We start from the raw sequence: 21,907 nt of genomic DNA on the forward strand, positions 1-21,907 counted from the left end.
TCTTATTAAAAAAGTCTTTCAAGAGTTTTGAATCAAATTTAAATTCAAAATTATGAAACGAACTTTATTAGTATGTGCATTTATTTTATCTCAAGTTTTATTAGGTCAATCAGAGTTTGGTAATCTAGAAAAAACACTTCAAAATTATATCAAAGGAAGCTCGTATAACGAATTAGATATTTTAAAAAGTGCTTTTGCTGAAAATGCAACTTTATACTTAACAACAAGAGACGGATTTAAAAGATTTACTCCAGAAGAATATGCTGGTTTTTTCAAGAATCGTAAGAAGGGAGAATTTAACGGTCGTGTAGGTAAAGTATTATCAATTGATATTATAAAAGATATCGCTTTTGCAAAGGTTGAAATTGCAGGACCAGATAGAAAATGGGTTTACATAGATTTATTCTTGTTGAAAAAAGTTAACGAGAACTGGCAAATTATTAGTAAAACGGCTACAAAAGTAAACGACAGTAAGTAGTATGAAAATAATTAAAGTTGTTGTTCTTTTTCTTGTCTGTCTAGTTGGTTATGCTCAAAATTCGTCAATTCCATTTAAAGCTGTTGCTATTGAGATAGATGGAAAGTTGAATGAAGAGGTTTGGAAAACAATTCCAACGCATACAAACTTTCATAATCTTTTACCAACAGATGAAGGTTTAGCTAAGAATCAAACAGAAGTTAAAATATATCACGATGGAGAGTTTCTATATATAGGAGCTGTATATCACGATACAACTTCTAAACAACAAGTAAGTTCTTTAAAAAGAGATGTTTCTATAGGTATAAGTGATGCTTTTGTAATGGTTTTAGATACACAACATCAACAACAAAACGGAAATTTATTTGCTGTTAATACTTACGGTACACAAGTAGATGCTTTGGTTGAGCGAAATGAAACGGGCTATGGTTTAAATTTTAGTTGGAATGCAGTTTGGAGAACCAAAACATCGGTTATTCGAAATGACAAAGTTTATGAAATTGCTATTCCTTTTAAAGCCCTAAATTTTGATAAAGAGAATACGATATTTGGAGTTCAATTTTATGTAAGAGATATAAAAAATAACTCATGGACGATACTTACTGATTTAAGTAGAAATTATCCAACATTTGATTTGCGTTTCACAGAAGCCTTTACTTTGGAAAAAGTGCCCGAAACGATTCGTTCTCGATTTGCAGTTTCTCCTTCTGTAACTGTGAATTATCAAAATGTTGATAGTGATGAAGAAACTATGTTTAGGCCGAGTTTAGATGTGCAATATAATGTATCTTCTTCTTTAAAGTTAGATGCTACAATCAATCCAGATTTTTCTCAGATCGATGTAGATCAGCAAGTGACTAATCTATCTCGTTTTTCAGTTTTTTTTCCAGAACGAAGAAACTTCTTTTTAGAGAATGCAGATTTATTTTCAAACCTGGGAACATCAGATGTGAATCCGTTTTATTCTAGAAAAATAGGAGCTGAGAATGAAATTCAATTCGGATTAAAACTATCTGGAAATATAGCTCAAAAAACTAGAGTAGGAGTAATGAACGTTCAAACAGATAAGAATGAAAATATTAATGCTCAAAATTACACAGTTTTAGTTGGAGAACAGCAAATGTTAAAGCAATTATCTGCGACAGCTTTTCTTATAAATAGGCAAGAAACTGCTGGATTTAATTTTGTTGATGATTACAATCGCGTAACAGGAGTTAATTTGAATTTCAAATCGGATAATAAAAAATGGATTGGATTAGCGAATATGGCAATGAGTTTCAATGATGATATTTCAGGAGAAAACAAATTTTTTAATGTCGGAATTGATTATAACGACAGAGGGTTACAAGGAGGTTTTTCTATAAAAAATGTTCAAGATAATTATCTAACTGATGTAGGTTTTACACCAAGATTGTTTACTTACGATGCTATAAATGATTTGCTAGTTAGAGAAGGTTATTATCAAACTTCAAGTAGCTTACAATACACTAAGTTTTATGATGAATCTAAAAACTTGAACTCTATTCGATATGTGAATTATGTTAATGATACTTATTTTGATATAGATGGAAGTTTAAATCAAATGAGTCATTTTTTGAATTCTGCTGTATTTTTTAAAGATTTTTCAGCAGTATACTATGTGCTAAATTATGATGATATTGATCTGAAATATGGTTTTGATATTCTGGGGAACGGTAATGCAATCTCGCCTGATAATTATCAAAACTGGAATGTAAAAGTTGGATATAATTCTGCAAATAATCAACAATTTCGTTATCGAGTAAATATTCAAAAAGGAAAGTTTTATGGAGGAGATAAAGTTTCAGGAGGAGTATATCTGAATTATCAATTATTGCCTTTTGCAAACTTAGAATTATCACATGATGTAAATTCTATTGATTTGCATGAATTAGGAAAAGAAGTATTTCATTTGAATCGATTCACAGGTCAGATTTTTTTCAATAATCGTTTGAATTGGACGACTTATGTTCAATACAATAATCAACAAAATAACTTTAATGTGAATAGTAGATTACAATGGGAATACAAACCATTAAGTTATGTTTATCTGGTGGTCACCGATAACTTCGATGATAATTTTAATCGAACGAATTGGGGAGTTGCTTTTAAAATGAATTACCGATTTGATTTTTAATTAATATTAGGAACAAAAAAACTCGAAGAATTTTCTTCGAGTTTTTTTATATATGTGTTTAAAAACTAGTTACACTAACATGGTAACAGGGTTTTCAATAAACGTTTTTAATGTCTGTAAGAATTGAGCTCCTACAGCACCATCAACAGTTCTGTGATCACAAGCTAAAGTCAGCATCATTGTATTACCAACAACAATTTGTCCATCTTTCACTACTGGTTTTTGAACAATAGCTCCAACAGATAAAATCGCTGAGTTTGGTTGATTAATGATTGAAGTAAAGCTCTCAATACCAAACATACCTAAGTTAGATACTGTAAACGTACTACCTTGCATTTCGTTTGGCTTAATCTTTTTACTTCTAGCTTTTCCTGCTAAATCTTTAACGCTTGCTCCAATTTGAGTTAATGTTAAAGCATCTGTGTGTTTCACTACAGGTACAACTAAACCTTCATCTACAGCAACGGCAACACCAACATGAATATGACTGTGGTATTTCGTTACATTTTCTTCCCAAGAAGTATTTACTTGAGGATGTTTTCTTAATGCCATTGCACATGCTTTAACTACCATATCGTTGAATGATACTTTTACATCTGGAATAGCATTTATAGTTTTACGAGAAGCGATTGCATTATCCATATCTACTTCAATATTTAAGTAGAAGTGAGGAGCAGAGAATTTAGAGTTACCTAAACTTCTAGCAATAGCTTTACGCATCTGAGAATTCTTAACGTCTTCAGTTTTTTCTTCACCAGCTATAGCAAAACTCGTAACTTGAGGAGCTGCTGATGGAGTAGAAGCTGTAGCAGTTGACTGAGGTGCAGCAGAAGGAGTGTAGTTTTCTACATCTTTCTTTACAATTCTACCATTTTCACCAGAACCTTTTACATCTGCTAAATTGATTCCTTTATCCTTAGCTATTTTTTTAGCTAAAGGAGAAGCAAAAATTCTACCTCCAGTATTTGTGTTAGTATTTTCTACAGCTTTTGGAGTAGTTGAAGTAGTTTCTGAAACAGGCTTACTTTCTTCTTTTTTTTCTTCTGCACTGGGAGTGGCTGTAGCAACTCCGCCATTTTTATGAGCTTCAATAACAGCAGATACATCAGTACCTTCATTTCCGATAATAGCTAAAAGACTATCTACAGGAGCACTGTTACCTTCTTCTATACCAATATATAATAATGTACCTTCATAGAAAGATTCAAATTCCATTGTAGCTTTATCAGTTTCGATTTCAGCTAAAATGTCACCTTCTTCAACTTTATCACCTACGCTTTTTAACCAAGATGCTACAGTACCTTCTACCATAGTATCACTTAATCGAGGCATAGTAACAACCTGAACTCCTTCAGCAATTGCAGTTGAATTATTATTAGTGCTAGCAGTTTCTTCTTTTTTTGGAGCTTCTTTAGCTTCCTCAACTTTAGGAGTTGATTTTCCGTTTAATAAAGCAGAAACGTCTTCACCTTCTTCACCAATAATTGCTAATAAAGTATCTACAGGTGCGCTGTCTCCTTCTTGAACTCCAATATGTAATAAAGTTCCTTCATGGAAAGATTCAAATTCCATTGTCGCTTTATCAGTTTCAATTTCAGCAAGAATATCTCCTTCTTCTATTTTATCACCAACTTTTTTTAACCAAGAAGCTACTACTCCTTCTTCCATTGTGTCGCTTAAGCGAGGCATATTTACGATTGTTGCCATTTGTACTTAGTTTTGTTGGTTATTATTATTTAATGAAAGGGTAATCTTCTTGTTCGTAAACTACATCGTGTAAAATATTAAGTTCTGGGAATGGAGATTCTTCAGCGAATTTTTCACATTCTTTCACCATTTCTTTAACTTCTTTATTTACAGCATCGATTTCTTCATCGGTAGCATACTTCTTTTCTTTAATGATATCTAATACTTGTGTAATAGGATCAATTTTACGGTACTCTTCAACTTCATCTTTTGTACGATAATGTTGAGCATCTGACATAGAGTGACCTCTATATCTATATGTTTTCATTTCTAAGAAAGTAGGTCCTTCACCTTTTCTTGCTCTTTGGATAGCTTCATCAACAGCTTCAGCAACTTTAACAGGATTCATTCCATCAACAGGTCCACAAGGCATTTCGTAACCTAAACCTAATTTCCAAATATCTTCATGGTTTGCCGTTCTTTCAACAGAAGTTCCCATAGCATAACCATTATTTTCACAAATAAAGATTACTGGTAATTTCCAGTTCATTGCCATATTGAAAGTTTCATGTAATGAACCTTGACGAGCAGCTCCATCTCCAAAATAACATAAAGTAACAGCATCACTATTGTGGTATTTATCTCCAAAAGCAATTCCTGCTCCTAAAGGAATTTGTCCACCTACAATTCCGTGACCTCCGTAAAACCTGAATTCTTTAGAAAAAATATGCATAGAACCACCTAAACCTTGAGATGTTCCTGTAGCTTTTCCATATAACTCAGCCATTACCCTTTTTGGATCTACACCCATTCCAATAGGTTGAACGTGATTACGATAAGCAGTAATCATTTTGTCTTTAGTTAAATCCATCGCATGTAAAGCTCCAGCTAAAACTGCTTCTTGCCCATTGTATAAGTGTAAAAAACCTCTTACTTTTTGTTGGATGTATACTGCTGCTAATTTGTCTTCAAATTTTCTCCAAAATAGCATGTCTTTATACCAATCAAGATAGGTTTCTTTAGTTATTTTTTTCATTCTGAATGTTGTTTGTTTCTAGTTGCTTAATATAAATGCAAGAACAAAAATAACTGTTTTTTGTAGAATAAAAAACGCAATAAGTATGATTTATCTCAAACGTTTTCGCTGAGTTATTTGCTTTTAGCAACTACAAGTGTGGCTTTAGCGCCTGTTGCTAGATTCCATTCGTTAGAAGAAAGGACCATTCCTGCATCGTTAAAAACCTTAAAAGCTGCAGTATTTGGGCCAGAAGCCCCTTGATTAAGAGCTACAATTTTGATTTTATTTACACCTTCTTCTAAAGGAATATTGAAAGATTGATAACTCTGTTTTAAAGTTAAATTTGTTATTACAGGAATATCATTTACATAAATACTTACTCTATCTCCATCAGGATATTGATGATCTCGGCAAATAATATTTACAGTTTTTGAATTGGTAGTAATACTTCCTAAATCTTGATCAATTACGGGATATGTAAATTGACCATTTATTCTTTGGAAGTTTTTTAAATATCTTTCTTCAGCTATTTTAGCTTTAGTTAAAATACCTTTGTTTTTTAGATCTTCTTCTGCTTTTTCTCTTTTTTTCTTTTTTTGTAATTCGTCATTAGCCTTTTTAAATCCATCATTATTACCAAAGCCTAAAGATTTTGGTTTGGTTACTTTTTTAGCAGGAGCTGCAACAATTCCGATAGATGTACCTTTTTTTGTACCGCTAGTACTTCCGTCAACTTGAGCTAAAACACAAAATGAATTAGTCAATAAAGAAAAAATAAAAATGTTTAATAGTAATCGCATAATAAACAAGTTATCGCAAAGATAGTGCCGATTTGTTGAATTTAGTCGATAAGAAATGTTAATTCTTACTTAATTGGAAAATCGAAGTAGGTTTTAGGAAAAGGTTCATTACGTAAAGTAAAATGCCACCATTCATATGAGTAAGGTTTAAATCCATTAGCTAACATAACATTACGTAGTAACATCCTGTTTTCTTTTTGTTTTTTAGTAATGTTTTTATAAAAAACATGAGAAACCTTTCCAAAGAAATCATAAGGTCCACCCATGTCTAGTTCTTTATTAGTTTTTAAATTAACAATAGTTAAATCTATTGAACTTCCTCTAGAGTGACCAGATCTACTTGAAATATAACCTAATTTAAAAAGATTACGTTTGTTTAATTTTGGATAAAATTGTTGTTTGGTAAGAGTGTCTTTTGGAGTTCTTGCCCATCTACCAAAATGATTTACTGCGCGTTGTGGTCTGTAAGCATCGAAAATTTTTAAACTAAGCCCTTTTTTTATAAGTTGATCTTGAACTTTTTTTAATGCAAGTGCAGCTTTTGTAGAGGTAATTAATATTGGTTCTTCATATCCTTCTACAGAAGTACCAACAAAATTGTTAGTGTAACAGTAGCGTAATTCTTGTTGGATGCTAGGAGCAATATCTTTTATGTAAGAAAAACCCTTTGGAAGTTCTTGAGTAAAAAGAATTAATGATGTCCAATAATAAAAGAATGTAAAAATTTTCTTCATGTAGTAAAATTAAGAAAAGAAACAAAAAAGCCAAAGCTCTTTAAAGCTTTGGCAAAGTAAACCAAGTATTAGTTTAGAAGTTAGCTAACCGATAAACTAATTTTGTACAGGAAGATGATTGTAGCTTAAAACTCGTTTCAGCTTCCATATGTTGTTATTTAGAATCCATACATGGGTAAATAATGCAGACCCTGTAGGTATGAGTTTGTTATTCTTTTTTATATGAAATGTATGTTTGCCTTTTTGAATGGCACCATATAATTTTCCGTTTTTTGTTAAAGGATATACTTTTATACTATTATCAACTAATTTTCTTATTGGTTTTTCGTTTTTGTTTCCGCAAATATTTTTTTGAACAGACTTGAAAAAATCTTCTCGATTTTCAATACCACCTAAATCATGATAAAACTCAAAATCTTGGTCGATAATATCATCTAACTTTTGTAATTCACATTTGTTAAATGTACGTTCGAAAATTATACTGTCTTTACTTTTTAAAGTTTTAAATAGTTCCGAGTTCCGATCAACTTGAGCATTTACAAACAAAGTTGATAATAGAGACCAAATTAATAAAACTATTTTCCAAAATAGGTCTCCTTTAAAGAAAAAGTCGAAAAGTTCTTTCATAGTTAGTTATTTTTTGAGTTAGCTTATCAATTACCAGATTTTAAATGCTAAAATTCCTTCATCTTCATCATAATTTCTAAGGAAACCTTTAGGGATATTTGATAAAGTTCCATTTGTAATTTTTAATTCGCCTTTATGTCCATCATTACAATCTATTTTTAAGGTGATTCTTTTGATTTTATCTTCTGAATCAAATAGAGGATCGTAAATGTCGATATCAATATTCTTTTTGTCTTTAAACCAGTTTATTAAACGGTTTAATTGTTTTTCAGTTGTTTGTTTGCTGATGATGAATTCTGCTTTTACATCGTTTATTGTGCTATCGAATAAAAAGGTTAATTCATCATCGTTGTTGTCGTCATTATTTTCGTCGTTGTCGTCTTTAAAACGCGAAGGAGCATCTTCCTGTTTTGTAGATTCACAATCTGTACATTCTAGTCCTTCTTTTGTCATTTTAAAATGATGACTTCCCATATTTCTATCATAAATATCTTGAGTGTTTTCTATTTCGTATAAAAACTTTCTCGAAGATTTTTCAAAGAAAAGAGTAGTGCCTTCAGGAATATAAAGTGTTAAGTATACTTCTTCTCTCTTCCAAATATTTTTATAGTCAGATAAGAAATAAGCGTCAAAAACAATTTTGTTATTCTCTAAATCAAACTTATAAATAATGTTTTCTGCATTCTTTATAGCTAATCTCTTCTTTCTTCCTTCAGATTCTTTTTTAATTTCAATGTAAGCTTCATTTGTTTCGCTCTTTTCAACATCAATTTTAATGTTGTTAGAGTATTTCATCTTTTTATCATCAACATAAACCTCTTTAGAGTTTCTTCTTCTTTCTAAATTATGTAGGTAGTAAATGTCATTATCATTTTGAACTCCTATTTTTAAAGGAGAAGTAGCATTATATTGAATATTCTTTTTACTAGCTTTAATTCCTGTTCTTGCTCTTGAAGTTGCGTATTCTATTCCCGAAAATCCAACAATAAGTAATGCGGCTAACCAAATACCGAATAAACTTAATGAAGTAGTTGTGTTAATTCTTTTAATATTAGGAGAAAGAATTCTTAAACCTAAAATTAATAACGCGAAAAATGGAACAGCTACAACAATTAAACCGAAGACAGTTAATAACCATTTAGGAAAAACTGAATCATAAAAGAAAGGTGGAGCATCTACAAAATCACCTTCAAATCCTAATATTTCCAAACTACTTATAGAAAATAGAGCAAATAATAAAGAAACTAGAGTTATACTAGAAATAAATACAAGTAAAGCACCAATGAACTTTCCAAAAACTTTAAAAAGTGAGGATAGAATTTTTCCTACAGTATCCAGAAAATCTTGCAGACCAGATTTGGTATTTGTGCGTAATTTCTCATAATCAGCACTAGAAATCTTGTCTGTGAGCTCATTGGCACCATCTTTTAGCTTCGTAGAGAGGAATTCAAACTCGTTACGAATTTTTTTTTCAATGCTATCGATATTCACAGGCTCGCCTTCCATCTGTAATTTCTCGCTTGTTGTCTTAGCTTCAGGTAATAAAACCCATAATAAAATGTAAGCTAAAACTCCAACTCCAGTTGTTACTGCTGCTAGAATAAATGCTAAACGAATCCAAATGATATCAACATTTACATAATGTGCGATACCAGAAGCTACACCACCTAAAAATTTACTATCGCCATCTCTGAATAATTTCTTATTGGTGTTTCTTTTTCTAGTGTATGTATAGTTTTCGTTATACGACTCTTCAGCTTCCGTGTAATCTTCAGGTTGTCCCATTATAGCAATAACTTCATCAATATCACCTTCATTAACTACTTGTCTCGCGTCAGTAATTCTTTCTGATAACAATTCGCTAATTCTAGCTTCAATATCTGCTATAATTTCATTTTTTCCTTGAGGATCATCGCTTAACGATCTGGATATGGCATCCAAATAACGTTTTAATTTTTGGTAGGCATTTTCATCTATATGGAAGAAGAATCCACCTAAGTTTATATTGATAGTCTTATTCATCTGATGTTGATTTTGTACTTGTTACTTGATTTACTGCATTTACTAAATTATTCCACGTTTTATCGAGTTCCTTTAAAAACATATTACCGTTTTCGGTTAATACATAATATTTTCTTGGAGGTCCAGATGTAGATTCTTCCCATCTGTACGATAAAAGTCCAGCGTTCTTAAGCCTTGTTAGTAGCGGGTAAATTGTACCTTCTACTACAATCATTTCTGCACTTTTCAATGTTTCTAAGATTTCTGAAGTATATGCGTCTCCTTTTTGTAAAATGGAAAGTATGCAATACTCCAAAACTCCCTTTCGCATCTGTGCTTTTGTATTTTCTATCTTCATTAATAAGGGATGTTATTTTATAAATTTTATAATAAATGGATACTTGTAATGTTCTCCATTATTTGCTTTCATTGAAGCTATAATTACCAAGGCAATTTTAATAAGCGACACAATTCCTACGATAGAGAAAATTCCGAAGAAACTGAAAAAATCACCATTAAAGCTAATTTGGTTACCAAAGTCGACATGATCGAATCTGTCTAATATTCTAAAAATGTTTCTCATGAAAAACGTGAAAAAAGAAGCACTTAGAATAAAAAGATATAGACCAAAACTAATATTAAAATTCACCGCTTCTTTACCATGTTCATCTAAAAACTGACTTCTGTCTTTTTGTGCTTGCCACAAAATAAGAGGAGTAATAATACTTCCTAAAGGAAATAAATATCCTGCGAAAGATGAAATGTGTATCAAAAAAGCATTAGTGTTTTCGTTCTGATTTTTCATAATAAAATGATTTATATAATACTTTACATTGCAAATATATATCTAAAAAAAGGTATTATGCAATACATAGTACTGTAATTTAACATAATTTAACATTTTTTAAGTGATTTTATGATAATAATTAAGAAATAAAAAGACTTAAATTGCGATTAAATACATTTTTATGAAGTTTACACCTAGAAAAATTAATCTTTACTTATTATATAAATTGCCTTCTGCTTTTATTACAGGTATACGAGTAAAAACAATATCTGATAAAAATGCAGTCATCACAGTAAAACATAAATGGATTAATCAAAACCCATTTAAATCTATGTTTTGGGCAATACAAGGAATGGCAGCTGAATTTTCAACAGGTATTTTGATGGTAAAAAGTATTAAAGATTCTGGTGAGCGTATTTCTATGTTGGTAACTAATATGAACGCTACTTTTACTAAAAAAGCGACTGGTAGAATTATATTCGAGTGTAATCAAGGAGAATTAATTCAAAAAAAAATACAAGAAGCTATTGAAACTAAAGAAGGGCAAACAATAATTTTAACTTCAGAAGGATTTAATGAAGATGGAGTTTCTGTATCTAAATTTGATTTTGAATGGAGTATTAAAGTAAAATCGTAACAAATAGAAATGTTTTTAGTCTAATCAAATAAAAATAGAATTTATGTTTTTAAAAAATGCTCACGAAATAGATTATCGCATTTTTGGTGAGGAAATGCAATTTGTAGAAATAGAACTTGATCCAGAAGAAGGAGTAGTAGCAGAAAGCGGGAGTTTTATGATGATGGATTCAGGAATTAAAATGAACACTATTTTTGGAGATGGATCAAATCAAGAAAAGGGTTTGTTGGGGAAAATTTTCTCAGCAGGTAAAAGAATATTAACAGGAGAAAGTTTGTTTATGACTGTTTTTACCAATGAAGGTCATGGAAAAAAACAGGTATCATTTGCTTCGCCTTATCCAGGAAAAATCATTCCTATAGACTTAACTCAGTTTGGAGGTAAGTTTATCTGTCAGAAAGATTCGTTTTTATGTGCAGCTAAAGGAGTGTCTATTGGTATAGAATTTTCGAAAAAATTAGGAAGAGGTCTGTTTGGTGGAGAAGGTTTTATTATGCAAAAGATGGAAGGTGATGGTTTGGGTTTTATACATGCAGGTGGAACTATGGCTAAAAAAGAATTGCAACCAGGTGAAGTTTTAAAAGTAGATACAGGTTGTATTGTTGGTTTTACACAGAATGTAGATTATGATATAGAATTTGTAGGTGGAATTAAAAACACAATTTTTGGAGGAGAAGGTTTGTTCTTTGCAACACTAAGAGGTCCGGGTACAGTTTATATTCAATCTTTACCTTTTAGTAGATTAGCAGGAAGGGTTCTTTCTTCTATTCCTGGTGGAGGAAAGAGTAAGGGAGAAGGAAGTATTTTAGGAGGAATTGGAGATTTATTAGATGGAGATAATTATTAGAAATAAAAAGAAATAAAATTAAAAAAGGTATAAACTTAGTTTATACCTTTTTTAATTTTATTATTTAACATTTAACTTATTGAGTAAGTCTTCTAATTTATTCCCTTCGCTAGGTCTAGGGGCGTTAGCTGTTACAATTTTTCCATCTGGGTCAATCAAGATAAATCGAGGTAATCCTTTAATCAAATAATCATTTGTAAACTTAAAGTCTTCTTTAGTTTCACCAGCAAATAGTTGCATTCCTCCAAGTTCTCTATCTTTTATAATAGATTCCCATTTCTTTTTATCTTCTTTTTTGTCTACACTAATACTTATAAATTCAATATTTGTACCATGATATTTTTGTTCTAATCTTTTTAAAAGTGGAATTTCTCTTTTACAGATGCCGCACCAGGTAGCCCAAATATCAATGTATTTATATTTGCCATTACCAATTAAATCATCCAGAGAAGTTGTTCCTCCGTTATAGTTAACTAAATTTTCAAACTTAGGTGAAATCTCTCCTTTAGCAGTAAGTTTTAGCTTGTTGTATATTTTGGTAATTTCCTTTTTATTTTCTTCGTTAGTAGAGTAAAGCATATACTTTTTATAATACTCATTTAAATTATCAACTCTATAGATAATTTCTTTTGCAGCATTATGTAGTAAGTCATTTTTTACTAAAGTGTCAAAAACTTCAACATGTATAGTTTCTAGGTAAGCTAAATTGAAATCTCTTTTTTTAGATTTTCTTTCATTTGCTTTTTTTTCTAAAAGTTCTTTTACAAGTAAACGATATGACAAGGAGTTTGTGTAATCATCGTTTTTATTGATGTCTATTTCTTCTACCAATTCAGAAGGGAAATATTCTGAGACAACAAATTTGTTATTACCATAAAGCATTCTATGATAAGGTTGATAATTTTTAATGTTACGAACAAATTCGTAGTGAATATTTCTTTTTTCTTTAATAAAATATTCTTTAGGCAGTTTAGAACTCAAGGCTAAATCATCTAAAGCAGATTTGTATTTATCCATTTTACTAAGAAATTCATTCTCGTCTAAAGAGAATAATTTCTCTGCACTTCCAAGAATAAAGCTATGCTTTTTAATTTTCTTGGTTAGATAGTTGTTTATACTTTCATTTTTGCCATTAAATACTGGGTCTTTTAATCGCATTTTAGCATCTATAATCAAGTCTAGATCATCAAAACTAGATAAATACATATTGACGATTCGCTGGTTTACTTGAAGTTTGTAATGTCCAGGTTTTATGTTTCTTAAAGTATCAGAAAAGCTGTTGGTTTTTTTGTGAAAGCGAATGCTTTTGTCATAGTTATAGCCAGAAAGTTTTATTTTCCTTTTTTTGAAGTTTTCTACTTTACCAGATAATACTAAATAATCTTTTGGTTTTTCTTGTTTGCAACTTGTAAGAAAAACTAATACACCTAATAGGCAATGTTGGAATTTCATACTTTTTTTAATTTTAGGGGTGTTTCTTTAGGAAAAAAAAAGAGTTATGATATCATAACTCTTTTTATCTTATGTTGTCAATTACTTAAATTCCTAAGTCTTCAAATAATTCGTTAAGTTCTTCACTACGGCTAGGTCTAGGAGCGTTAGCTGTTACGATTTTTCCATCAGGATCAATTAAAATGAATCTAGGTAATCCTTTAATTAAATAATCTTTTGTGAACTGTAACTCTTCCTGGGTTTTTCCAGCAAAAAGTTGAACACCACTCATTTCTCTATCCTTAATAGTTTGTTTCCACTTTTCTTTACTAGCAGGTCTATCAACACTTAAGCTAACAAACTCAATGTTTTTTCCATGGAATTGTTGCTCGAATCTTTTTAATAATGGAATTTCTTTTTTACAGAAACCACACCAAGTAGCCCAAACATCAATGTAAACGTATTTACCTTTACCGATTAAATCATCTAGAGAAGTAGTTCCTCCATTATAATTCTCTAAATTGTTAAACTTAGGAGAAGGTTGTCCTTTAGCAGTTAATTTTAACTTGTTATAAAGATCTCCTATCTCAGCTTTATTTTTAGCGTTAGTAGAATAACTATTATATTTTCTGTAGTATTCTTTTAAGTTAATAGTAGTAGTGATTTGCTTCTCTGCAGCTTTGTGTAATAAATCATTTTTAATTAATGTGTCATTAATTTCTGTATGAACAGATTCTAAATATGATAAATCAAAATCACCATCATTTCTATTTTTCTTATTGGTAACATCATCTAATCTAGCTTTAATTAAATCTCTGTAAGGCTTAGAGTGAACATAATCTCCACTATTGTTTAAATCAATGTCCATAGGAATATCCATTGGGAATTGATTAGAGACTTCAAACTCTTCATCTCCATATAATATTCTATGGAAACCTTGGTAGTTCTTAATAGCTAGAGCAAATTCGTAATTAATGTTTCTTAACTCCTTGTCTAAATAATCAGCAGGAAGTTGAGCAGCATTAGCTAAATCTTCAAGTGTAGATTTATATTCGTCCATTTTGCTTAAAAACTCTTCTTCGTTCATAGAGAAAAGTTTGTTAGCATTTCCTAATACAACACCTAACTTCTTAGCTTTTTCAGTAATGTAGTTATTGATGTTAGCAGTAGGTCCTTCAAAAACAGGATCTTTTGTTCTTTTTTTTGCGTCAACAATTAATTTTAAATCATCAATTGAGCTTAAATATACTTGAACAGGTCTTTTTCCAATTTTTAAAATGTAATGACCAGGAGTAATATTTGTTAAAGTGTCAAGAAAAGTTTTCGTCTTTCTGTCGAAGCGAATTTTCTTTTCAAAATTATGACCAGTAAGTTCAATCGTACGTTTTCTAAAATTATCAACTTCACCAGAAAGCACTAAGAAATCTTTAGGCTTTTCTTTTTTCTCACAAGAAACTACAAGTGAGATCGCGAATAGTATAAGCAACAATTTTTTCATAATTATAAAATTTACTTTATAGGGAATAATTAAATTACGTGTTTCAACACCGAAAGTACCTAATTTTTAAAAGACCTCAAAATCTTTCAGGGAAAAATTTGGAAAAAATACAATGATTGCGGACTTTTGATCAGTAAAATCAATCAAAAACACCTTTTCTTCTGAAAAAGAGTTAAATATTTGTAAATAAGAATGTTTTGTTTTTTTAGAGGAATGTTAGTTTTAAAACATTCAATTTCCGAATATGAAAAAAGTGGTTTTTATCACAGGAGCATCTTCAGGTATAGGAAGAGCTATTGGAGAATATCTTAATGAAAAAGGATGCATCGTTTATGGGACATCCAGAAACCCAGATCGTATTAAAGATTCAAAATTTCCTTTAGTAGCATTAGATGTCTTAAAATCTGAAACTGTTTTTTCAGCTGTACAAGAGGTTGTAAATAAAGAGGGGCGAGTAGATGTTTTAATTAATAATGCAGGAAAAGGTATTATGGGAGCTATGGAAGATATTTCTATAGAAGAAGTTGAAAACGGATTTGACACAAATTTTTTAGGACCAATTCGTGTAATGAAGGCTGTTTTACCGTTTATGAGAAAACAAAATAGAGGTTTAATCATTAACATAACATCTTTAGCAGGATATTCTGGATTACCTTTCAGAAGTATTTATTCTTCGAGCAAAGGGGCTTTAGAATTATTAACAGAATCTGTCAGCATGGAGGTCAAAAATTTTGGTGTAAACGTAGTTAGTGTAGCTCCTGGTAGTTTTGCTACAAATATTGCTTCAGGAAGATATTACACTCCAGTTTTAGAAGATTCTGCCTACAAAGAAGCTTACGGTAAGAATTTAAAAGTGAGTGATGAATATGTAAATCAGGGGCTTGATCCGTTGGTTATGGCAAAAGCAATTCATAAAATAATTTTAACGAAAAAACCAAAACTTCATTACAAAGTTGGTGCTTTTATGGAGCGTTTTTCAGTAGTTTTAAAAAGAGCTTTACCAGATAGGATTTACGAAAAACTAATTATGAATCATTATAAGTTATAAGTCTATTTTTCTTTTAATTCAAGTAGTTGTTTTAAAATAGATTCTACACCAAAATTATTATTGCTTTTTGTAGAAAAATTAGCTGTTTCTTTTACTTGAGGATGCGCATTTTCCATGGCATAACTAAAATGAGCTCTTTTCAACATTTCAAGGTCGTTGTTGTAATCACCGAAAACTAAAGTTTCTTCGTATGAAATATCATATTCTTTTTGAATTAATGCTACAGCATGACCTTTGTTTGCTTTCATCTCAGAAATATCAACCCAATGATTTGCAGAGACTTTAACTTTGAAGTTTTCTTCTAAATGTTTTAGATGAGGATACAAAAACTGTTCGGTGCTAACTTCGTGGTAAATAGCTACTTTATAAACAGGTTCGTTTATATCATTAACAGAATTAATGGCATCGTAATTTTTATAAAATTCAGCTAGAAGTTTTATTAATTCAGGATTGCTACTAGTGGTGAATGCTTTGTCTTTTGTGCAAAAAACAGGATGTGCTTCAGGTAGTGTTTTTAATAATTTATCAATCATTAATGAATTAGAAGTTTCCATAGCTGTTGATAGTAAGGTTTTATCTTTCTTTACAGCCAAACCTCCGTTTTCAGCCACTATAATAATGTCGTTTTCAATTTTAGCTAACTTATCTTTCATGCTATATAAAGGCCTTCCACTCGCAGCAGTAAATAAGATATTATGTTTTTTAATTTTATTAAATAACTCAAAAAACAAATCACTTACTTCATGATTAGAGTTTAAAAGCGTTCCGTCTAAATCTGTAACAATTAGTTTAACATTTGATAAGTCCATAAAAAAGAATTAAGCGATAAAAATAAGTGTTGATAAATGTAAAGAACTAATTCTTGTGTTAACTAATCACTAACTTATTTTTTTTGAAAGAAAAATTACTTTTAACCATTATACTATGTTAAAAAAAAGGTTCAATCATTTTTGTAACATTTATTTCACATTTCAAATAAAGAAAAGCAATAATTTTGCAATTAATATTTGAATTAGTGATCCTCCTTATTACGAACAAGCAGCTTTTATGTATGGCTGTTTGTTCTTGTTTGTCGTATTTCTTTCCATATTAATTATCCTAAAATAATTCTTATAACTTTATTATAAATAGGTTTAGAGAAATCGTTTAAAGTTGTAGTTTTGCGCGAAACACAACTGTAAAACAAAAGATCGATGAAATTTTTTATAGATACGGCAAATTTAGATCAAATTCGTGAAGCTCAGGCTTTAGGTATTTTAGATGGAGTTACAACAAATCCTTCATTAATGGCAAAAGAAGGAATCACAGGAGAAGAAAATATTAAAAATCATTATAAGGCAATTTGTGAGATTGTTGATGGTGATGTTTCTGCTGAAGTAATCGCTACAGATTTTGAAGGAATGGTTAAAGAAGGTGAAGCTTTAGCTGCTTTACACTCTCAAATTGTTGTAAAATTACCAATGATTGCTGATGGAGTAAAAGCATGTAAGTATTTTTCTGATAAAGGAATTAAAACAAATGTAACGTTAGTGTTTTCTGCAGGTCAAGCTTTATTAGCTGCTAAGGCAGGTGCAACTTATGTATCACCATTTATTGGACGTTTAGATGATATTTCTACAGATGGATTAAACTTAATTGCTGAAATTCGTCAGATTTATGATAACTACATGTTTGAAACTGAAATTTTAGCTGCTTCTGTACGTCATACAATGCATGTAATCGATTGTGCTAAAATTGGAGCTGATGTAATGACAGGACCATTAAAAGCTATTGAAGGATTATTAAATCATCCTTTAACAACTATTGGTTTAGAAAAGTTTTTAGCAGACTACAAAAAAGGAAACTAAATAATAATTAGTATAAATAATTAAGAAGTCCACACATATTGTGTGGATTTTCTTTTTTAGTAATACTTTTGCAGACTAATGTATCCAGAAAAACAACTTGCACAGTTAGTAATTAAAGCTTGTCAATTTTATGATGTTGACAAGGTTGTGATTTCTCCAGGTTCGAGAAACGCACCATTAACAATCGGGTTTTCAAATGTTGGTGAAATTGAAGTATATAGTATTGTAGATGAACGTTGCGCAGCTTTTTTTGCTTTAGGAATGGCGCAGCAAACACACAAACCTGTGGCTATAATTTGTACTTCTGGGTCTGCTTTATTGAATTATTATCCAGCAATTGCTGAAGCTTTTTACAGTAGAATTCCTTTGTTGGTAATTTCTGCAGATAGACCTAAACATCTTATTGATATTGGAGATGGGCAAACAATTCGTCAAGAAAACGTATTCAAGAATCACATTTTATATTCAGCAAATCTTATTGAAGATGAAAGCAAATTAGAATATAATAAAGCAGAAGTAGAAAAAGCTATTTTTACTTGTGTTTCAGAAAGTGGGCCAACACATATTAATGTGCCTTTTAATGAGCCGATTTACAACACGATTGAAGCTTTATCAGATTTTGAGTTTAACACAAAGCTTAAAAATCCAGATGAAAATCATATTAAATTAGATACAGAAATCGTTGATGTTTGGAATGCTGCGGAAAAGAAGTTGATTTTAATCGGAGTGAATTTTCCAGATGAAAAGCTTCAAGAATTATTGAATTATTTTATAGAAGATGCTTCTATTTTAGTTTTTACAGAAACTACTTCAAATATTAATCATCCAAGATTTATTAATTCAATAGATCAATTAATTACCAAGTTAGGAGTAGAAGAGTTTACAGATTTACAACCAGATTTATTAATTACTTTGGGAGGAATGGTAATCTCTAAAAGAATAAAACAATTTTTAAGAAAATACCAACCTAAGCATCATTGGCATATAGACAAGTTTGTGAAAATGGATACTTATTTCTGTTTAACCAAGCATATCAAAGAAAAGCCAGTAGATTTTTTTGAAGTTATAAAAACTAAAGTAATCATCAATAAATTTAGTAATTATCAAAAAAGATGGGTTCAAGAGAAAATGCAACGACAAATTGCGCATCAGAATTTTACTGTTGAAACTGAATATTCAGACTTTAGAGTTTTTAAAAATATTTTAGAAACGCTACCTGACTTTTCCCAAGTTCAAGTAAGTAATAGTGCGGTTATACGTTACATGCAATTGTACGATGTAAATCCTACTTTAAAGGTGTTTTGTAATAGAGGTACAAGTGGTATTGATGGAAGTACATCAACAGCGATTGGAGCTTCGGTGGTAGAAAATAATAATACGGTTTTAGTTACAGGAGATTTAAGTTTTTTCTACGATAGCAATGCATTGTGGAATAATTACATTCCTTCAAATTTTAGAATTATTTTGATTAACAATTCAGGTGGAGGAATTTTTAAAATTATACCTGGACCACAATCTACAAATGCATTACGATATTTTGAAACACCGCATAGTTTAACAGCAGAGCATTTGGCTAAAATGTATAACTTAGAGTACTCTAACGCTTCGTCATTAAATGGTGTGGAGAGTGAGTTAAATAGTTTTTATGAGAAAAGTGAAAAACCTAAGGTTTTGGAAATTTTCACACCATCTGATAAAAACGATACAATATTAAAATCATATTTTAAAAATTTATAATGGAATTACAGGAAGGAGATAAAGTAGATTTAATTATCGGAGTTCAAACAGACCTTGGGTATACAGTTTTAATTAATGAATCTTATGAAGGCTTGTTATATAATAATGAAGTTTTTTCTGATGTAGAAGAAGGAATGAAAACTTTTGGTTACATAAAAAAGATTAGAGAGGATGAAAAAATCGATGTCTCTCTTAGACCTCAGGGGGTTAAAAATGTAATTGATGAAGATGTAGAAAAAGTATTAAGAAAGCTTGAAGAAAAAGGGGAGTTAATGTTAACGGACAAAAGTTCTCCAGAGGCAATTAAGTTTCGTTTACAAATGAGTAAAAAGGCATTTAAAAGAGCAGTTGGAAGCTTGTATAAACAACGAAAAATTCAGATTTTTGAAGACCGAATAGAATTAATAAAAAAGAAATAAATTTTACTGCTATGAAAAAAATTGTCTTAACGATTGCAATGTTGTTTACATTGTCAATTACCTACGCGCAATTTCAAGAAAATATAGATTCAGGAAGACCAGGGAATGCAATTAGTGTTTTTACTGTTGGGAAAAATATTGGCCAAGTAGAATTAGGTTTAGATTATGCTAATAATATAGATGTATTCTCTTCTAGTCCTTTTTTAAGATACGGAATTACTGAAAAAGTGGAGATAAATGGAGGTCTGAGCTACGATTTTTCAAATTCTAATCTATTGTCATATAATTTAGGTGCTAAATTCAATATTTTTGAAGGAGATACAATGATGCCTTCTTCGGCATTCTTCATAAATTTTAATTTTCCTAACAATAGCATAACAAACTCTTCTGGAACAGCTTTATTTATTTTTAATCATAAATTTTATAATGGTTTAAATATTACAGCAAATTTGGGGGTAAATATAGATTTGGAAACTACAACAAGTGTCGGAGAAGATGGAGATGGAAACCCAAAAACAAGTGAAGTGGTACAATATCAAGGTTTGTATACATTAAACTTTTCTTATGGATTAAATGAAAAATGGACGGTTTTTATTGAGCCTTATGGGAGTTATGATAAGTTTAGTGAAACTGATTTTAATTTAAGTGTAAATACAGGAGCTTCTTATTTACTAAATAAAAATCTTTTAATTGATTTTCTTGTGGGGCATGGAATAAGTACAAATAAATATTTAACTGTAAGCACGGGAGTTTCTTGGAGAATACCAACGAAGTAAAGATATCTTATAATCAAATAAAAAAGGAGAGTAATTAATTACTCTCCTTTTTTTATTACTACATTAAAACAACAAGTTATTTATTGTCTTCATTATTATCGTCTTCTTCGTTGTTGTCCTCTTCTTCTTGGTCTTCTTGAGGTTCATCTTCTAAAGGTAATGATTCTTCTTTTGGTGCGTTCTTCATCATACTTTCTATGCGAATTATATTTTCATAAAAAGCTTCAGCGTTAGGGTCTGAAAGTTCCATTTTTCCATAAGCTTCTTTATAATAGAATAATGCCTGTTCGTAATTTTTTCCTGTCTCATGAAATTTTCCTACGTAGTATTCTCCTAAGTGAGATTCAGGATGTTTAATCATTACAAAGTCTCCAAGAACTCTTAAATAATCACCATCTAATTTATCTATTACGATGCCTTCAATAGCGTAAATATCTTCGAAGCGAACATTTAAATTTGTTCCATATAAATACTCAATATCTAAGTATTTTTTTTCTAAATATTTAATAGCATCTAAAGGTTCTAAATCTTTAATTTTCTCTTCGTATTCTTGTTTTGATATTCTTGGATATAACCCGAAAATATTAGTAAAAGCATCAGGTAAAGCTTTTACTAATGCTGTTGGTTTATTAGCTTCATCTTTAAAATCATTAAAAGCAATATGAAGTTTTTCTGTTTTTAAAGTTTCTAAACCTGTTTTTAATTGTTCATGTAAATCTTTACGTTCTTTTTTCTCGTATGGATTCGAACTTACATACAGGTAAAATTGATTATCAATTTCATCTAAACGTTTCAAATCAAAAGTACTCATCAAGCGAAGTGTTTGATCGGTCAGTCGAGGAGAAATAGAAACGTAAGCATTAAAAATTGGATTTTTCTCTTTCAAATAATGAAGTAAAAAGTTACCAGCATCTTGATCTCCTACAATTGTTAGGTAAGGAGAAGTTCTATAATTTGCTTCTAAATAAGGAATCAGTTCTTTTTTGATGTAGTTGTAAAACTTTTTCGCATTAGAGGTTAAGTTTCCGCTCTTAGTAACTACAGAAACATCTTGGTTTTTTCTTGAGTCTACATCTAAACCAACAACAATTTGTTTCGGTGTTAAATCTGCATTAGCATATATTTTAGAGTTACCAACATAAATGTCAAAAAGGTAATCGTCATCTAAAACAATTGCAATAGGATATTTTCTAATCGTATCACGATCATGTTCTTCAGGAACATATAATTTAATATTGCGATCTCTATTAAACTCCACAGAATTTACCTTTTTATTTGTAATTCCTTGTGAGAAAATAGTGAGATTTATAAATAAGATAGTTAATACAAGTAAATTTTTAATCGACATATTTTGTGTTTCTTGTTTAGTACTGAACTACTA

The 21,907-nt window shown here is 30.3% G+C and carries 21 protein-coding genes; 9 read left to right on the plus strand and 12 right to left on the minus strand.

Going from position 1 to position 21,907, the window contains the following annotated elements:
• The first annotated feature begins 52 nt into the window (after nt 1-52).
• Nucleotides 53-478 carry a nuclear transport factor 2 family protein gene (locus Q1A46_RS06290; protein WP_299675422.1) on the plus strand — a complete coding sequence of 142 codons (426 nt, stop codon included), beginning with the start codon at nt 53-55 and terminating at the stop codon, nt 476-478.
• A gap of 1 nt (nt 479) precedes the next feature.
• Nucleotides 480-2,633, plus strand: a complete 2,154-nt coding sequence (locus Q1A46_RS06295; RefSeq protein WP_299675425.1) for a DUF5916 domain-containing protein — start codon at nt 480-482, stop codon at nt 2,631-2,633.
• 69 nt (nt 2,634-2,702) lie between these two features.
• Here Q1A46_RS06295 and Q1A46_RS06300 read toward each other — a convergent pair whose 3' ends face one another.
• From Q1A46_RS06300 to Q1A46_RS06335, 8 genes are all read right to left on the minus strand, one after another.
• Nucleotides 2,703-4,340, minus strand: coding sequence for a pyruvate dehydrogenase complex dihydrolipoamide acetyltransferase (locus Q1A46_RS06300; protein WP_299675428.1), 1,638 nt, complete (start codon nt 4,338-4,340; stop codon nt 2,703-2,705).
• A gap of 25 nt (nt 4,341-4,365) precedes the next feature.
• On the minus strand, nt 4,366-5,355 hold the full coding sequence (gene pdhA / locus Q1A46_RS06305) for a pyruvate dehydrogenase (acetyl-transferring) E1 component subunit alpha (RefSeq protein WP_299675431.1): 990 nt from the start codon (nt 5,353-5,355) through the stop codon (nt 4,366-4,368).
• A 113-nt stretch (nt 5,356-5,468) separates the two neighbouring features.
• The gene (locus Q1A46_RS06310) at nt 5,469-6,137 is read right to left on the minus strand and encodes a hypothetical protein (protein ID WP_299675434.1); all 669 of its coding nucleotides are present in this window, start codon (nt 6,135-6,137) and stop codon (nt 5,469-5,471) included.
• A gap of 65 nt (nt 6,138-6,202) precedes the next feature.
• Nucleotides 6,203-6,871 (minus strand): M15 family metallopeptidase, encoded by a 669-nt coding sequence (locus Q1A46_RS06315; protein WP_299675437.1) that lies wholly within the window; start codon nt 6,869-6,871, stop codon nt 6,203-6,205.
• Between the two features lie 96 nt (nt 6,872-6,967).
• The gene (locus Q1A46_RS06320) at nt 6,968-7,498 is read right to left on the minus strand and encodes a nuclear transport factor 2 family protein (protein ID WP_299675440.1); all 531 of its coding nucleotides are present in this window, start codon (nt 7,496-7,498) and stop codon (nt 6,968-6,970) included.
• Nucleotides 7,499-7,528: 30 nt separating this feature from the next.
• On the minus strand, nt 7,529-9,520 hold the full coding sequence (locus tag Q1A46_RS06325; RefSeq protein WP_299675443.1) for a PspC domain-containing protein: 1,992 nt from the start codon (nt 9,518-9,520) through the stop codon (nt 7,529-7,531).
• Nucleotides 9,513-9,857, minus strand: a complete 345-nt coding sequence (locus Q1A46_RS06330; protein ID WP_095073895.1) for a PadR family transcriptional regulator — start codon at nt 9,855-9,857, stop codon at nt 9,513-9,515. The genes Q1A46_RS06325 and Q1A46_RS06330 overlap by 8 nt, the downstream gene beginning before the upstream one ends.
• A 12-nt stretch (nt 9,858-9,869) precedes the next feature.
• Entirely contained in the window at nt 9,870-10,304 is a 435-nt protein-coding gene (locus Q1A46_RS06335; RefSeq protein ID WP_299675449.1) for a DUF4870 domain-containing protein, read from the minus strand.
• Nucleotides 10,305-10,467: 163 nt separating this feature from the next.
• Here Q1A46_RS06335 and Q1A46_RS06340 point away from each other — a divergent pair, with 163 nt between their 5' ends.
• Both Q1A46_RS06340 and Q1A46_RS06345 read left to right on the plus strand, forming a co-directional pair.
• Nucleotides 10,468-10,923, plus strand: a complete 456-nt coding sequence (locus Q1A46_RS06340) for a DUF4442 domain-containing protein (RefSeq protein ID WP_299675452.1) — start codon at nt 10,468-10,470, stop codon at nt 10,921-10,923.
• A gap of 43 nt (nt 10,924-10,966) precedes the next feature.
• Nucleotides 10,967-11,770, plus strand: a complete 804-nt coding sequence (locus Q1A46_RS06345; RefSeq protein ID WP_299675455.1) for a TIGR00266 family protein — start codon at nt 10,967-10,969, stop codon at nt 11,768-11,770.
• A 60-nt stretch (nt 11,771-11,830) separates the two neighbouring features.
• Here the strand turns inward: Q1A46_RS06345 and Q1A46_RS06350 are convergent, their stop codons facing one another.
• Nucleotides 11,831-13,222 (minus strand): TlpA disulfide reductase family protein, encoded by a 1,392-nt coding sequence (locus tag Q1A46_RS06350; RefSeq protein WP_299675458.1) that lies wholly within the window; start codon nt 13,220-13,222, stop codon nt 11,831-11,833.
• An 85-nt stretch (nt 13,223-13,307) separates the two neighbouring features.
• Nucleotides 13,308-14,699 carry a TlpA disulfide reductase family protein gene (locus Q1A46_RS06355; RefSeq protein ID WP_299675461.1) on the minus strand — a complete coding sequence of 464 codons (1,392 nt, stop codon included), beginning with the start codon at nt 14,697-14,699 and terminating at the stop codon, nt 13,308-13,310.
• A 244-nt stretch (nt 14,700-14,943) separates the two neighbouring features.
• Here Q1A46_RS06355 and Q1A46_RS06360 point away from each other — a divergent pair, with 244 nt between their 5' ends.
• Nucleotides 14,944-15,747 (plus strand): SDR family oxidoreductase, encoded by an 804-nt coding sequence (locus tag Q1A46_RS06360; RefSeq protein WP_299675464.1) that lies wholly within the window; start codon nt 14,944-14,946, stop codon nt 15,745-15,747.
• A 2-nt stretch (nt 15,748-15,749) separates the two neighbouring features.
• Here Q1A46_RS06360 and Q1A46_RS06365 read toward each other — a convergent pair whose 3' ends face one another.
• Nucleotides 15,750-16,556 carry an HAD family hydrolase gene (locus tag Q1A46_RS06365; protein WP_299675467.1) on the minus strand — a complete coding sequence of 269 codons (807 nt, stop codon included), beginning with the start codon at nt 16,554-16,556 and terminating at the stop codon, nt 15,750-15,752.
• A 384-nt stretch (nt 16,557-16,940) separates the two neighbouring features.
• On the opposite strand from Q1A46_RS06365, the gene fsa reads away from it, so the two are divergent.
• From fsa to Q1A46_RS06385, 4 genes are all read left to right on the plus strand, one after another.
• Nucleotides 16,941-17,594 (plus strand): fructose-6-phosphate aldolase, encoded by a 654-nt coding sequence (gene fsa / locus Q1A46_RS06370; RefSeq protein ID WP_299675470.1) that lies wholly within the window; start codon nt 16,941-16,943, stop codon nt 17,592-17,594.
• 78 nt (nt 17,595-17,672) lie between these two features.
• Complete coding sequence (gene menD / locus Q1A46_RS06375; protein WP_299675473.1) at nt 17,673-19,331, plus strand: 2-succinyl-5-enolpyruvyl-6-hydroxy-3-cyclohexene-1-carboxylic-acid synthase; 1,659 nt, start codon at nt 17,673-17,675, stop codon at nt 19,329-19,331.
• A complete protein-coding gene (locus Q1A46_RS06380) occupies nt 19,331-19,750 on the plus strand; it encodes a DNA-binding protein (protein ID WP_299675476.1) in 420 nt (139 codons plus the stop codon). The genes menD and Q1A46_RS06380 overlap by 1 nt, the downstream gene beginning before the upstream one ends.
• A gap of 11 nt (nt 19,751-19,761) precedes the next feature.
• Complete coding sequence (locus tag Q1A46_RS06385) at nt 19,762-20,526, plus strand: transporter (RefSeq protein ID WP_299675479.1); 765 nt, start codon at nt 19,762-19,764, stop codon at nt 20,524-20,526.
• A 76-nt stretch (nt 20,527-20,602) separates the two neighbouring features.
• On the opposite strand, the gene Q1A46_RS06390 is transcribed toward Q1A46_RS06385, so the two are convergent.
• On the minus strand, nt 20,603-21,874 hold the full coding sequence (locus Q1A46_RS06390; protein ID WP_299675482.1) for an alpha/beta hydrolase: 1,272 nt from the start codon (nt 21,872-21,874) through the stop codon (nt 20,603-20,605).
• Nucleotides 21,875-21,907 lie beyond the last annotated feature (33 nt).

Source organism: uncultured Tenacibaculum sp., from assembly GCF_947502995.1.
In the GTDB taxonomy this organism is placed as follows: Bacteria; Bacteroidota; Bacteroidia; order Flavobacteriales; family Flavobacteriaceae; genus Polaribacter.